The 14,596-nt window shown below is 49.2% G+C and carries 11 protein-coding genes and 1 pseudogene; 8 read left to right on the top strand and 4 right to left on the bottom strand.

The features are described from left to right. Window positions 1–368: 368 nt before the first annotated feature. Together RCO25_RS33240 and RCO25_RS33235 are read left to right on the top strand one after the other, a co-directional pair. Window positions 369–899, top strand: a complete 531-nt coding sequence (locus RCO25_RS33240; protein ID WP_309000349.1) for a VanZ family protein — start codon at window positions 369–371, stop codon at window positions 897–899. A gap of 24 nt (window positions 900–923) precedes the next feature. Beyond that, complete coding sequence (locus RCO25_RS33235) at window positions 924–1,649, top strand: S-layer homology domain-containing protein (RefSeq protein ID WP_309000351.1); 726 nt, start codon at window positions 924–926, stop codon at window positions 1,647–1,649. 118 nt (window positions 1,650–1,767) lie between these two features. Here the strand turns inward: RCO25_RS33235 and RCO25_RS33230 are convergent, their stop codons facing one another. Beyond that, window positions 1,768–2,226, bottom strand: coding sequence for an SRPBCC family protein (locus RCO25_RS33230; protein ID WP_309000348.1), 459 nt, complete (start codon window positions 2,224–2,226; stop codon window positions 1,768–1,770). 803 nt (window positions 2,227–3,029) lie between these two features. Here RCO25_RS33230 and RCO25_RS33225 point away from each other — a divergent pair. Further along, on the top strand, window positions 3,030–4,214 hold the full coding sequence (locus RCO25_RS33225; protein ID WP_309000347.1) for an acyltransferase family protein: 1,185 nt from the start codon (window positions 3,030–3,032) through the stop codon (window positions 4,212–4,214). Window positions 4,215–4,396: 182 nt separating this feature from the next. Here RCO25_RS33225 and RCO25_RS33220 read toward each other — a convergent pair whose 3' ends face one another. Beyond that, the gene (locus tag RCO25_RS33220) at window positions 4,397–5,281 is read right to left on the bottom strand and encodes an AraC family transcriptional regulator (protein ID WP_309000346.1); all 885 of its coding nucleotides are present in this window, start codon (window positions 5,279–5,281) and stop codon (window positions 4,397–4,399) included. Between the two features lie 162 nt (window positions 5,282–5,443). Here RCO25_RS33220 and RCO25_RS33215 point away from each other — a divergent pair, with 162 nt between their 5' ends. From RCO25_RS33215 to RCO25_RS33195, 5 genes are all read left to right on the top strand, one after another. Beyond that, complete coding sequence (locus RCO25_RS33215; RefSeq protein ID WP_309000345.1) at window positions 5,444–6,862, top strand: MATE family efflux transporter; 1,419 nt, start codon at window positions 5,444–5,446, stop codon at window positions 6,860–6,862. 103 nt (window positions 6,863–6,965) lie between these two features. Then, window positions 6,966–7,454 carry a translation initiation factor IF-3 gene (gene infC, locus RCO25_RS33210; protein ID WP_309000350.1) on the top strand — a complete coding sequence of 163 codons (489 nt, stop codon included), beginning with the start codon at window positions 6,966–6,968 and terminating at the stop codon, window positions 7,452–7,454. Between the two features lie 223 nt (window positions 7,455–7,677). Then, complete coding sequence (locus RCO25_RS33205; protein ID WP_374992217.1) at window positions 7,678–10,059, top strand: FdhF/YdeP family oxidoreductase; 2,382 nt, start codon at window positions 7,678–7,680, stop codon at window positions 10,057–10,059. Window positions 10,060–10,127: 68 nt separating this feature from the next. Further along, window positions 10,128–10,937 carry a formate dehydrogenase accessory sulfurtransferase FdhD gene (gene fdhD / locus RCO25_RS33200; RefSeq protein ID WP_309000343.1) on the top strand — a complete coding sequence of 270 codons (810 nt, stop codon included), beginning with the start codon at window positions 10,128–10,130 and terminating at the stop codon, window positions 10,935–10,937. 58 nt (window positions 10,938–10,995) lie between these two features. Continuing rightward, on the top strand, window positions 10,996–12,714 hold the full coding sequence (locus tag RCO25_RS33195) for an ABC transporter ATP-binding protein (RefSeq protein ID WP_309000342.1): 1,719 nt from the start codon (window positions 10,996–10,998) through the stop codon (window positions 12,712–12,714). A 431-nt stretch (window positions 12,715–13,145) separates the two neighbouring features. Here the strand turns inward: RCO25_RS33195 and RCO25_RS33190 are convergent, their stop codons facing one another. Both RCO25_RS33190 and RCO25_RS33185 read right to left on the bottom strand, forming a co-directional pair. Beyond that, a complete protein-coding gene (locus RCO25_RS33190; protein WP_309000341.1) occupies window positions 13,146–13,715 on the bottom strand; it encodes a YdeI/OmpD-associated family protein in 570 nt (189 codons plus the stop codon). A gap of 91 nt (window positions 13,716–13,806) precedes the next feature. After that, a pseudogene (locus RCO25_RS33185) lies at window positions 13,807–13,899 on the bottom strand (damage-inducible protein DinB); the annotation flags it as partial. Window positions 13,900–14,596 lie beyond the last annotated feature (697 nt).

Here is a 14,596-nt window from a genome sequence, read left to right as displayed (position 1 = left end):
TTTGCAAGTCTTATTTCCGCCTACTGGCCAAAGAGTCTGCTCATGACCTGGTGGCCCGTTTATTCAAGCATAGATTCTCACAATTCCCAATTAATTCAGCGAACTGCATAAGTCATGAACATTAAATAGCTGGACATAGAAATCGCCTCATTTCGCTTCTTTTAGTAATAATACCAAACTTTAGGCTTATTGACTATTGTGAATTGGGACTATTATACTGTTTTTAATTAGAGTGGTTGCCACGCTTTTGCGTGTGACCACTCTTTAGTTTTTCTGCTTATGCGCCCTCATTTCGTGAACTTTGTTTGAGCGTTTTTTTCAAGTATGATAGAGAAATAGAAAAGCGCTATGCAGGAGGTGCAAGAAGTTTGAATAAATCTATGAGTTGGCTGCCAACTCTGCTATGGGGAATGCTATTAGCCGGATGGCTAAGCTTGTTGTTCATGTTCTCGTCGCAGTCGTATGATGAGCAGAGCATTCAGCCTTTTTTGCTGACCCATTTTAATTACCATCAGCTCAAGAGCTGGCTGCCGGATATGACAATTACATACCGTACGAGTGTCATACAATCGCAAGTAGATCCATTCCGCTTTATCGAGTTTCTGTTTCGCAAGGGCGCTCATTTGTTTGTATATGCAACATTAGCTGCGCTGCTGTTTATGTTCCTGCGTTCGCTGACCCGGGGACGCTGGTTTCTATCTATAATCATTACGCTCTTGATCGCCATTGCTGTTCCGGCGATGGACGAGTGGAATCAGCTGGGCTCTAATGAAAGAACGGGAAACGCGACGGATGTTGTGCTTGATTTTGCAGGAGGCTGCGCTGGCTTGCTAGTCTGTTTGTGTATATTAGGAATCATTAAGCTTTTGAGAAGAAACAGGCGATCAGTTAAACTGTGATTTTTTACAATATCTAAATTGACGGTGACGGGTACGGTAGACGCGGAGCAAGCAACGGCTGTCCGTTATGACGATGCAACGGATCAGCTTGCATTCGTGCCGTCGCTCTTCACGCAAGGAGCAGATGGAACCACGCAAGCGGTTATTAAACGTACGGGAAATAGCTCGTATGCAGTCGTAAGCGGAAGCAAAACGTTCGGGGACGTGCAAACAAACTGGGCGAAGAGCGCGATCGAGTCGCTAGCTTCTAAGCTTATCGTAAGCGGCGTGGATGCTGAGCACTTTTACCCTAACCAATCGATTACGCGTGCAGAATTCACAGCGTTGACCGTGCGTGCGCTAGGAGTTAATGAAGCGGCTGGGGATGCGGCATTCTCCGATGTGAGCAGCGATAAATGGTATGCTGGGGCGGTCGGTACAGCGGTTCAAGCAGGATTAATAAGCGGCTATGAGGATGGCAGCTTCCGTCCAAGCCAAAAGATTTCGCGTCAAGAAATCGCGGTTATCGTGATGAAGGCTGTGGGCATCGCAGGCGTGAACGCTGCTGCGAGCAATAATGATTCGCTTGCGGCCTTCGCCTATTCAGCCCAAATTGCGGACTGGTCGAAGCAAGCCGTATCTAGTGCGGTAGAGGCAAAAATCGTAGAAGGATTAGAGGGCGGTAAATTCGCGCCTTCGGCATCCGCGACGCGGGCGGAAGCGGTAACGATGCTGCAAAGAATGCTGAAGCATGTGAAATTTATCAACTAAGCCAAGAGCCATAGGGCTGTCGTTCAAGCTGTGAAAACAGCGGAGCGACACCTCTTTTTTTTGCGTGGTGCTGCGGTTTTATTTTAAGCGTAGGTGTTGAGGCAGCTGTTCTTCAGGTTTACACCGTGATTGGCAGGAGGGTGTGTCCGGTTTCAAGCAAGCTCTTTAAATTGCTCAGAATGGCTGGCCAGCCGTTGTTAATGCCGTAAAATCCTTCATTTTCATCACGAAAATCGGCAGGCAGCAGATGGTCATGCTTGAGCGTGAGCTTCACGATGGAATCCATTGGCTGCAGCTCAAAGGTTACGAGCGGAGCGGTTTGGCGTATGGTTTTATCCTCCAGCCAGCTGAAGGTGTAGGAAAGATAACGGTAAGGCTCAATCGTTATCACTTTTCCTTGATCCACCACCGTCCCCTTCTCGTCTAAAAATGAAACGACCGAACCTTCCGCCCAATCCGACTGGACTTCATGCCCGAACCAATATTTTTTCGTATAGCTGCCGTCAGTTAGGGCTTCCCACAGTTTCTCAGGCGTCGCATCGATATAAATCACATAAACGAAAGTCGAGTTAGGCATTTGTATTCCTCCTTAGGAGCTTAGCGCTGTATTCTGCCTGCATGCTTATTGTTTATAGGCAGTCAAAATTTAGTTTACTAGATTTTCTCAAATGAGCAACCATCGACAATCAAAGAGACGTGGTGATGTTCTTCTTAGTAAAGCCATTGTCGATTTGAATTCACCGTGTACTTTGTTCAAAGGAACATTTGCGGATATTGAGCCATTTGCACAGTTAAATTGATAATAAAGACCTCATATTAAGCAATGTGGTCTTTATTATTGCCAGGTGATAGTTGTGATTTTCTTTTCTTAATACATCTATCGAGAATAATTGATATTAGTTCGAGTTGTTCGATACTAGCGACTTTTAAAAAATATCGTATTATTCTCCGTATATGTATATGTTGTAATCTTATTGTTTTCACGTAAGTCATCCTTTTCAGTTAAACTAGTTTGCGACTATTATACTAGTTTCTCCGAGGGGAATCTGTCGCAACATGTCGGAAGTATTATAAAAAATTAATTAAGCCTATGATATTCGTTAAATTTAAGCTTACCATATCGTTTTCACGAAAAGCGTGTTAAACAAATGGACAATACTACGACTTGAGGGGGTGACGGTATTACTTAGATTTATTAAAACTATTATAAAACAATGCAGGCCTCGTCCTTGGCAAACGTGGTCTTTTTCTTTGCCTGTCAAAAAAATATTTTTTTCTGCCAAATATTATTATTTTCGCTGAATAGCGGACAAAGCGTCCGCAATCCCTTATAATCGACAATGTTATCATAAAGATTAGGTAAATGTGGGGGGTTGCAGTGTGCAGCGCTATGAACAACTAGATTCGCTAAGAGGGCTGGCAGCACTTGCTGTGATGGTTGGACACTTCTTAATGGTATTCACGCCAATTGTGCAAAATACTTCGGGTCTCGGATTACTGGATTATCCGCTGAACCTATTGAAATATACTCCGCTGCATGCCATTTGGGGCGGGCATGAGGCTGTTATTATGTTTTTTCTGCTGAGCGGCTTTGTGCTTTCTTTGCCGTTTTTTAGCAACCGTCAACAGACTTACACCAAATATGTAATCAAGCGGATTTGCCGCATCTATATCCCGTTCCTAGTGGCTTTGATCATCGCCATTGTCATGAGGGAAGCGGTTTACGTATCGAAGCTGACGGACTTAACGAGCTACTATAACAACCTGTGGGTCATTCCGCCGGACTTTGCTTCCATTATCCATCATCTGCTCTTTGTAGGGAATTACAATACGACGCGGTACGATCCCATTTTGTGGACGCTTGTCCATGAGATGCGTATTTCATTGTTATTCCCATTTATCATGTTTGTTATTGTAAAAGGCGGCTGGAAAATCGGGCTGCCGCTTGCTCTGGGCCTGTCTTATGGCTCCGAAATCCTGCTCGATCATTTCGAGACGCGTTTCATGACCAACTTTGTTGTCTCGCTGCATTATGCAGCTTTCTTTATCGTAGGCGCTTTGCTCGCCAAGTACCAGAACGAGCTGAAGACGGTATTCTCGCGATTAAACGGTTGGTGGGCCATGATGATGCTTGTCCTTGCGCTTTGCTTCTATTCTTTCAAATGGATCGGCTACGGCGAGGACTTTCATGATATGTTCATGCCGCATTGGGGCGATTGGATGACGGCGATTGGGGCTTCCATCTTCATCGTGGCAGCCGTCTCTTCCGTTCGGTTATCGCGGCAGCTGCAGCGTAAGCCGCTGCTGTTTCTCGGTAAAATATCGTACAGCCTCTATTTGTACCATATGATCGTTTTGTTGTCGCTCGTTCATCTGCTGAGCGGAGAAATCGATACGCCGTATATTGTTATGATTGCGTTCATTGCTTCATTCGGAGCCGGAGCGCTGAGCTATTATTTCGTAGAGCTGCCTTCCATAAGGCTTGGGAAGCGGCTTACGGGCTGGGGCAAGAAACCGGTCGCGGTCTCCGGCAGCCTCAGCGAGGGAGTTTCTTCGTCGATGTAGGGCAACGTCGACTCTCCTCGTGAGAGGAGTAAGCAGGCTGTCGGGATATCCCGACGGCCTTTTTTGAGTATAAGAAAGTATAAATTTCAACCTTATATGATGCTTATATTTCTCCGCGAAACGAGCTTTTGCCGCCAAGAACGGCGTCAGCCGTTTATGCTTGTGCGTCCGGGTGCGGAAGGTCAACCATGGGAGAACCTCTGCCGGTACTTCCGCGGCGAAATGCTCTCGTATTTGGCGAAGCAGGAGGTGAAGTAGGCGGCATGGTTGAAACCCACCTCTTCCCCGATGCGGGCGATCGGCAGGTCGGTTTGGAGCAGCAGCAGCTTGGCCCGTTCGATGCGGAAGCGCATGAGGTAGTCAAACGGCGCGCAGCCAAATTCCTTCTGCATGCATCTTGCGATATAGACAGGATGGAAGTTAATGCTCTCGCCAAGCTCCTGAGCAGTGATGCTCTCGCGGTAATGCTCACGTAAATATGAAGCGGCCTGCTCTGCGCATAAGGCGGAGGGAGTAGGGCCCTGCGCTTCCATTGAAGCGGAAAGATGCTCAACGACCTCTTGGAACGCCAGCTGCTGCTTCCATCTGACGCTGGGGATATGATCGTTCATATTGAGCTGCACAAGCTGGCGCAGGAGACTGTCCATCTTGGACGGCTGAAGCAGCTTCGCGAACTGGGGCAGCTGCTTTGTGAAGGTTTGTGTCGTGTAAATGCTCGACGAAAGCGTTCTCTCTTTGGTTCGCTCGGCGGGTGCCTCCGTTTCCGATTGATCGGATAGGCTCCATTTCCCGGTCGTCTGAAAATGAATCCAGTAATAGGCGGTTTGCTCTTGGCAGGCACGCGTCGCGTAATGATAGGCGTCCGGCCGCAAAATAAGGGCATGGCCAGCGCTCACTTCGTAGTGCTGCTCTTCTTCTCCGATGTATAAGCAGCCTCGAGTCACGACCAGCAGGTCGAACACTTCGATATTGCGTCTGCTCGGATGCTTGCGCCCTGGCGGTGCGATGGTATAGCCCCCGATTATATAATGCGGAAGAGGAGGAATGGTCATATATAGGGTGGTCATGGGGTTAAGAGCTCCTCTTTAGATTGAAGTTGGAATCGTTATAGTTTCGGTTGAAAAAGTGATACATCACGCTCAGTATAGCATCTATAATTTGAAATGACGATTGATGATTTTACAACGGATGCGGCTTCCTTAAGGAAGCCGATGCAGGGGGATCACACTATGGCTTCTATAGCTTCAACAAACAAAAAATTAACATTATGGATGCTGGCATGGCCGATATTCATCGAGCTGTTTCTACAGTTTTTGCTGGGTGCGGCGGATACGCTGATGGTAAGCCGGATATCGGATGATGCGGTTGCGGTGGTTGGCTTCTCCAATCAGTTATTCCAAGCGCTTACGACGCTATTTATAACGGTTGCCAGCGGGGCGGGTATTCTCATTGCCCAAAAGCTCGGCTCCCGCAATGGAGAGGATGCTCGCACAATTGCCATTATGGCTGTCAACGTGAGCGCAGTTATCGGTCTGGGACTGAGCGTCCTATTGTTTCTAATGCCCGGGGAGATCGCGGCGATGCTTCAGCTTCCGGAGCATTTGATCCCGCTGGCCAAAACCTATATCTCGATTGTCGGCGGCGGTATGGTATTGATTGCTTTGATGTCGGCGCTAAGCACGGCGATTCGGAATACAGGCAATACGAAGGGCCCGATGTATACGGCAATAGGAATGAACGTTGTGCATGTTTTTTTTAACTATGCGTTCATCTTCGGAGCGTTTGGCTTTCCAAAATGGGGCTTGATGGGCGTTGCCGTCTCAACCGTGCTCTGCCGCTTGCTCGCAACTATCGTGCTGTTCATTATGTTCCTCAGCACTTTTGAGCGGACCATCGGGCTGCGTGATCTTAACGTGTTTAACCGCAAGCTGTTCGGAGACATTATCCGCATCGGCTGGCCGCTTGGCATTAATATGTCATGCTGGGTGTTTACGCAGCTGCTGATCTTCACCTTTTTGGCCATGCTGGGATCGAATGAGCTGGCTGCGCGAACCTACATGAACACGCTCGAATCGTTTTGCTTCATGCTCGGCTATTCGGTCGCGCTGGCGGTCCAAATTCAGATCGCGCATCTATATGGCGCAGGGCGGGTGAAGGAGGCGTACGGCCTTGCTTTCCGGGCGATGTGGATCGGCCTTGCTGTCGTTACGGTCAATGCTTTCATCATCTTTATGTTCGGAAGGCAGCTGCTCGGATTGTTTACGGAAAATAAGGAAATCGTGGCGCTCGGCGTGTCGTTGCTCGGCATGAATTTGCTGCTGCAGCCAGGCAAAATGGTCAATATGGCGCTCGGCAATGCGCTTAATGCCGTCGGCGACACGCGTTTTACGATGTGGACATCCGTATTCTCGATGTGGCTGGTAGCCACGGGTCTGGCTTATTTTGTCGGCATCGAGCTGGGCTGGGGCTTGATCGGGATTTATGCCTGCATGATTTTAGATGAATATATTCGCGGCACCCTTTCGCTTGTACGCTGGAGAGGCAGGAAGTTTCTGCGCAAAGCGGAGTTGGATGAGGCAGCTGCAAAAATAACGGCAGAAAGCGGGTCCGGCGGAATCATTAGCAAACAAACCGCGCTAGACGTATAAGAAAAGCGTATAATAGAAGAAGGAAAAAAAACAGCGGCTTTGCAACTAAAGGCTGCTGTTTTCCATATTCATGGCAAGGGAGCGATACGCTGATATGGCATCAATGGTAATCATGAATGAAAAAATACGCGCCTCCGAGGTTCGGCTTACAGGCCTGCGGGGCGAGGACCTAGGCATTGTAACGCGTGATGAAGCGCTCGAGAAAGCACGCGAGCTGAAGGTGGACTTGGTGTGCACCTCGCTTATGAGCAGCCCTCCGCCATGCAAGCTGGTGGCTAAAGGACAGGCTAAGCAGCAGGCGAGCCAAGAGAAACGCGGCGAGAAGGTAAAGGAGCAGCCAAGCAAAATCAAGGAGCTCCGCTTGACTCCGCATATCGAGGAGCATGATTATGATACGAAGCTTAGGCAGGCGGCGAAGCTGCTCGGCTCCGGCAGCGGCGTTCAGCTCGTCGTTCGTATTCAGGGCAAGGAAGGCCCGAAGGCGAAGGAGCTGCTGGAGCGCATGCTGAAGGATTTGGCCGAGAGCGGCAAGAAGCAATCGGGCGTTCAAGTAAGCGGTAAGCAAGCAGCGGTGCAGGTATTGCCTTTATAGCCGCATATTGAGAAGAAACGACAGTTCAGTTCGCAACTTTGTGAAGTGGAATGAATGGATTAATATGTAGGAATCCGGCTGGAACCGCGAGCGGAAAAATGACCTGCTCGCGCAGCTAGCATCACGTTAAACAGTTTAGTTCTGTGCATGCGATATTCTAACAAATTATTGAATGCGCTTTCTTTTGGGAATGGCTCAGTTGAAAGAATCGTATCCTTACATGATGATCCTTAGCGGGGGTGAATGTCTATTGAAGAAGACGTTACATACAGGACCGATAAAGCTGCCAAAGCGGCCGGATCCGAAGCTGTGGGTGAGCAAGGCGCCGTTTGGTCTGGGACGCATAAAGCCGCATCATATTAGGGACACGCTTAAGGTGGCGTGGGACAACCGGGACAATCTGCCTTATGCTTATCGGATTTTGACGCAGGGGGTGTGCGATGGCTGCGCACTGGGCGTATCCGGTTTATTTGATCAGACGCTGGACGGCCCGCATCTATGTACGACACGGCTGAATGTGCTGCGCCTGAATACGATGCCTGCGATGAAAGCTGCGGATCTTCATTCGGATATCGATGAGCTGCGCAAGCTGGACAGCACGCAATTACGCAAGCTGGGACGGCTGCCGTATCCACTTATTCGGAATAAAGGGGAGCGGAGCTTTCGCAGAATTTCTTGGGATGAAGCATTGGATCGGATTGCCGGTAAAGCACGGGCAATCGACCCGAAGCAGCTGGCCTTTTACTTAACCGCACGGGGCATCACGAATGAATCCTATTATTTGGCTGCTAAGGCGGCAAGGCTGATCGGGACGAACAATATCGATAACGCTTCACGCATTTGCCATTCTCCCTCCAAGACGGCTATGAAGCGCTCGCTTGGCGTTGGGGCGTCCACCTGCAACTATAAGGATTGGATCGGTACGGATGTACTCGTATTCTGGGGCAGCGTAGCCGCGAATAATCAGCCGGTATCGACCAAGTACATGTACGCGGCGAAGCGTAAGGGCACCAAAATCATTGTCATCAACCCATATCGCGAACCGGCGATGGAGGGCTATTGGATTCCGTCGATACCGGAATCGGCGCTCTTTGGCACGAAGCTGGCCGACGATTTCTATCAGGTGAACATCGGCGGGGATATTGCCTTCATGCACGGCGTGATGAAGAGTTGGTTTGAGATGGAGGAGGAGCGGCCGGGCTCGGCGATCGATCATGCGTTTGTGAGCGAGCATACAAATGGCTTTGATGAGCTGAAGGCCCAGGTGCTGCAGCAGGATTGGGAGCTGCTGGAGAAATCCTCGGGGCTTGGGAGAGAAAGGATGCGGGCTTTCGCTTCGCTGCTGGCAGAAGCGAAGTCCGGCGTGTTCGTATGGAGCATGGGGCTGACGCAGCATCGCTTCGGGACGGACAATATTTCACAGGTGGCGAATCTAGCGCTCCTGAGGGGCTTCTTGGGACGCGAGTTTTGCGGACTAATGCCGATACGCGGCCACAGTGGTGTCCAGGGCTCCGGCGAAATGGGTGCCGACCCGTTCAGCTTGCCCGGCGGCGAGTTCAAGGGCGAGGATATCCGCCGAATGGAGAGGCTGTGGGGCTTCAGGCTTCCGGATTGGCAGGGAGATATCGTAGGCGTATCACTGGAGAATGCCCTGCTGCCAAAGCGTCATGAACGAAAGCTGAAGCTGTTCTATACATCCGGCGGCAATTTTGTCGAGACGATGCCGGACCCTGATTTTGTGAAGCGCTGCTTGGAGGCTGTCGATTTAAGGGTTCATCAGGACATTGTGCTGAACATCTCCACGCTGCTGGACGCGGAGGAGGCGGTTATCGTCCTGCCTGCCATGACGCGATACGAACAGCCAGGCGGCGGCACTTCAACCTCCACCGAGCGGATGGTCTACTACTCGCCGGCCATAGCTGGTCCGCGGATTGGGGAAGCCCGCGCCGAATGGCAGATCTATGCCGATTTGGCTGCGCGAATTCGTCCGGAGCTTAAAGCGGCTATCGCATTTAAGGATGCCGATGCCGTCAGGCGGGAAATTGCCTTGGCGTCCCCGCAATACGACGGTATTCAGCATCTGCGGAGGCAAGGCGATGTATTTCAGTGGGGCGGCGCATGGCTGTGCGAGGAGGGCTTTTGTCCGACTGAGGATGGCAGAGCCAGGCTGCTGCCGATTGAGCTGCCGGAGCTGCGCATTCCGGAAGGGCATTTTTATGCCACGACAAGGCGAGGCAAGCAGTTCAATTCGATGATCTATGGGGAGAAGGATGCTTTTAACGCTGCTGGGCGTTATGACGTATTGATGAATAGAGTGGATATGAAGAAGCTTGCCATCGCTGAAGGGGATGCGATCGTCGTCTATAACCGAAGCGGGAGCTTCCATGGAAGGGCAAAGGGGGAGGATATAGCGCCTGGGAATGTCGAGCTGTACTGGCCGGAGGGCAATAGTTTATTTGCCAAGGGCGTATATGAGCCGCTTGCCGGCATCCCCGAGTACAATGCTTCGGTTATCGTGGAGCGTGCCGATACCTATCATGCTTTTAAAGATACGAAATATAAGGAGAAACGGATCGTGGAGCTGGAGACGGAGCCGCCAGCTTAGGCTGCAGGGCCAGCATGACGGGTGCCGGGTGCTGGGTGCATAAGAGGACGTGGAGGAGGTGCAAGCTGATGGAGCTTTCAAACACGACAAAGTGGCGCATACTCAAATATGACGGCCGCGCGACCCTGGAGAAGGATGATGATATCGCCGCCGAATTCCCGCTTACCTTGAAGCTGGACGGCGAAGAGTTTGCAACGCTGGTATGCTCGCCTTCCAGCCTGGAGGAGCTCATTATCGGCTTTCTTGCATCCGAAGGCGTAATTCGCGCGGCAGGACAGGTGAAATCATTAAACATTCATGAGGATACAGGCTTTGCCTATATCGAACTGGAGAATAAGCAAACGATGAACCATGATCATTACGCAAAGCGGTTTATCGGGTCATGCTGCGGCAAGAGCCGGCAGTTTTATTTTCACAACGATATGCTGACGGCCAAAACCATCATGACCCGCACGAGAATATCGGCAGAGCAGTGTATTCGCTTCATGCAGGAGCTGCAGGAAAGCTCTTCGGAATTCCGCAGTACGGGCGGCGTTCACAACGCAGCCATTGGAACGCCTGCCGAGCTGCTCGCAGTAAGAACGGATATCGGACGTCATAATGCGCTCGATAAGCTGTTCGGTTATTGCTTGCTGCATCGGCTCCGCACATCGGATAAGGTGATCGCCTTCAGCGGGAGGCTTTCCTCGGAAGCGGTGCTGAAAGCCGCAAAAATCGGCTGCGGGATCATGCTCAGCAAATCGGCGCCGACCGATCTTGCTCTGCGGCTCGCTGAGGATTTGGGCATTACCTGCGTAGGCTTTATTCGAGGCGGGGAGATGAACGTATATACGCATCCGGAACGGATTGATTTTGGCAACGGATTGACAGTATGGTAATGATTGTATATCATTTCATTGAAAATGATTATCACTACGAGAGAAGAAGGAGCTAACGATGCTTTTACGATTTTTTGCCTACTATAAGCCTTACAAAAAGTTATTCCTGCTGGATTTCTGCTGTGCGGTATTGCTGGCTGTGCTTGAGCTTTGCTTCCCTCTAGCGGTTAGTTATGTCATAGATACCCTGCTGCCCGACGAGAATTGGGGGCTGATTGTAACGGCATGCGCGATTTTGTTGGTCGTCTATATTATCAATACGATTTTGAGTTATGTAGTTACCTACTGGGGGCATATGCTCGGTATCAATATCGAGACAGACATGCGGAAGAAGCTGTTCGATCATGTACAGAAGCTATCGTTCCGTTTCTTCGATAATACCAAGACCGGCCATCTCATTTCGCGACTTACGAATGATTTGTTCGAGATTGGCGAGGTTGCCCATCACGGTCCCGAGGATATGTTTATTGCTGCGATGACGCTGGTTGGGGCATTCGGCATCATGGCGTATATTAATTTGGAGCTGGCTATTCTAACTTTCGTTATTGTTCCTATCATTATATGGCTTGTCTTGATGTTCAACGGTAAAATGACGAGGGCTGCAAACCGCTTGTTCTCGGATATGGCTGATTTCAATGCGCGCGTCGAGGATACGGTCGGAGGTATTCGCGTGGTTCAAGCATTTTCGAATGAAAACCACGAGAAAAAGCTGTTTAAAGTAAACAACTTGCGTTTCCGTGAAGCCAAGCTTATTTCGTACAAAATAATCGGCTTGAACTCATCCATCACCTACATGCTCATGAGACTGGTTTCCGTGTTCGTGCTGATCGCAGGCACCTGGTTTGTTATTAAGGGAGATCTGAAATACGGGGAGTTCATTAGCTTTGTATTGCTGACGAACATTTTCTTTAAGCCTATCGAAAAAATCAATGCCGTTATCGAGAGCTACCCGAAAGGAATCGCAGGGTTCAAGCGTTACGTTCAGCTGTTGGAGACGGCGCCTGACGTCGCGGATAAACCGGATGCGGCCGAGGTTGACCGTTTAAGCGGCAATATTGAATACCGTGACGTCACGTTTGGTTATGAAGGCGAAGCGAAGGTGCTGCAAAATGTCGATCTATCGATTCGCGCTGGCGAGACGATTGCTTTTGTCGGACCTTCCGGTGCTGGCAAAACGACGCTGTGCAGCTTGCTGCCGCGTTTCTATGAAATCGAAGGCGGCAGCATTTCCGTCGATGGTTACGATATTCGCGATTTGAAGCTGGATTCGCTGCGGAAGCAGATTGGAATCGTCCAGCAGGACGTCTTCCTGTTTGCGGGCACTATCCGTGAGAACATTGTCTACGGGAAGCTGGGCGCTTCGGACGAGGATATTTGGCAGGCGGCTCGGAGAGCGAAGCTGGAGGAGTTCATCAATGCACAGCCGCAAGGGCTGGATACGGTGGTCGGGGAGCGCGGCGTGAAGCTGTCCGGCGGACAAAAGCAGCGGCTTGCCATTGCGCGGATGTTCCTCAAAAACCCGCCGATCCTTATTCTCGACGAAGCGACGTCGGCGCTCGATACGGAAACGGAAGCAGCTATCCAGCAGTCACTGGCAGAGTTGTCCGTTGGCCGGACCACGCTTGTTATCGCGCATCGACTGGCAACAATCAAGAACGCCGATCGCATTGTCGTCGTAACAGAGCAAGGGATTTCAGAACAAGGCCGTCACGAGGAGCTCGTCACGGCGGGCGGCATTTACAGCCGCTTGCACCATGCCCAGTTTGGGAGCAGATAAGTAGCAGCGTTTGTGAAAAATAACAAGAGGCTGCCGAACCTGATGGTTCGGCGGCTTTTTTTGTCTTTGGTGAAGCATACAGCTAGGAGTAAGCAGATACAGATTTGCTGACGGGCTTGTGCTACACTGCACTTTATACAACAGAAACCTGAAATTACCATCAAACGGGAAGCTACAATGCAGAAAATGCAATAGAAAATGAGGATAGGCTGCAAAATGGCGCGGATGTAGAGGATTCTATTGTAGAAAATACAACGTAGCGGTGGAAGCGGACGTTTGAGAGGGAATACGTTGTACAAAGTACAACGTAATCACCCTTCAAAACACACAATAGCATAGTCGAAGATCGCTCCCGCCGATAGGTGTGGGCTTTTGACGCTCACTTCTATCACCAGCTTAACAAATAATTTCTCTATTCGATCTAGCGCGTCTTAATAATCTAAAAGGCGTCCATTATCATGCCATTGACCGTACATTTTATTTTCTTTAGTGTTGGTTATAAATTTGTCTAATCTACTCTTAAATAATTCTGGCTGATTTTTATTGCTTTGTATCGTGTCGATCCGAACTCTTTTATAAAGAGCTGGAAATGCCAAAAAATTCTCATACACTTGCCTTTCCTCTTTTAGCCTTTGCTCTATAACCTTATCTATTTTAAAAGAATCGTGGTCCATATCAGGAAGTACCTTTCTACCTTCATCACTCATTAACCCCATCTTTTCGAGGCGGCGGACACGTTCTTTATTCAATTCAGTCCAAGAACTACTTTGGCTTCTAGGAGACAGTCTCTGCGCCAACCCAGTTTCAGATAATTTCTTTTTGACTCCATCGATCCATCCAAAACATAAAGATTCTTCGACCGCGTCCAAATAAAGCAACGTATCTGGGTTTGGCGTCATACTAACTACGACCCAACAAGATTTTTCAGTCTTACAATTCTCCTGCAGCCAAACCCTCAAATCTTCTCTCGATATTCCTGTAATTAGATTTTCAATTTCCATAGGTAAAATACATACTCCTTTCTAGGTATGGCGAGTAAATAAATTCATTATAGAGCCAATGACAGCATGAGGATGTAATGACACATACCTCCATAATAGCAAAGGGAAGTTCCTTGATTCTCCCCAGGATAGTTTGGTTGGCCCAGGTGTGGTATTTAAACATTTCTACTGGATGATTCGTCATTCGTATCGTCTCCTTTTGACTTGTCATGAGTTGTTTTTGCATCTGTTGTTATTATAAAAAAAGAAATATGACAACAGTCTGTCACACTTTGATGTACCGTACATCCCTTCGGGTTTAGCAGATACGGATTTTGCTGACGGGCTTTTGCTACACTGCACTTTATGCAACAGAAACTTGAAATAACCGTCAAACGGGGGGCTACGCTGCAGAAAATGCAATGGAAAATGAGGTTTGGCTACAAAATGGTACGGATGTGGAGGATTCTATTGTAGAAACTACAATGTAGCGGTGAAAGCGGGTGTTTGAGCGGGAGTACGTTGTACAAAGTACAACGTACTCATCCCAAAAACATCCCAAAAACATCCCAAAAACATCCCAAAGACACCCCAAAGACACCCCAAAGACACCCCAAAGACACCCCAAAGACACCCCAAAAGCACTCACACCAAAGCACTGACTCAAAGCACTGACTCAAAGCACTACTCAAAGTACTGACTCAAGCACTGACTCAAAGCACTGACTCAAAGCACTGACTCAAAGCACTGACTCAAAGCACTACTCAAAGTACTGACTCAAGCACCCCCTGTGTCAGAATAGTTGTCGCCCCCCTCAAAAGAACGTATAGTGAGGAAAAAGAGGCCGAGGTGGAGGACAATGAACCAAGTGAACAAGGAATTGAAGCAGAGCATCTTGCAAC

It is taken from the genome of Paenibacillus sp. LHD-38, from assembly GCF_031157315.1.
Taxonomy (GTDB): domain Bacteria; phylum Bacillota; class Bacilli; order Paenibacillales; family Paenibacillaceae; genus Pristimantibacillus.
The sequence above is the reverse complement of the archived record's forward strand: the minus strand, read 5'-3'. Positions and strand labels throughout refer to the sequence as shown.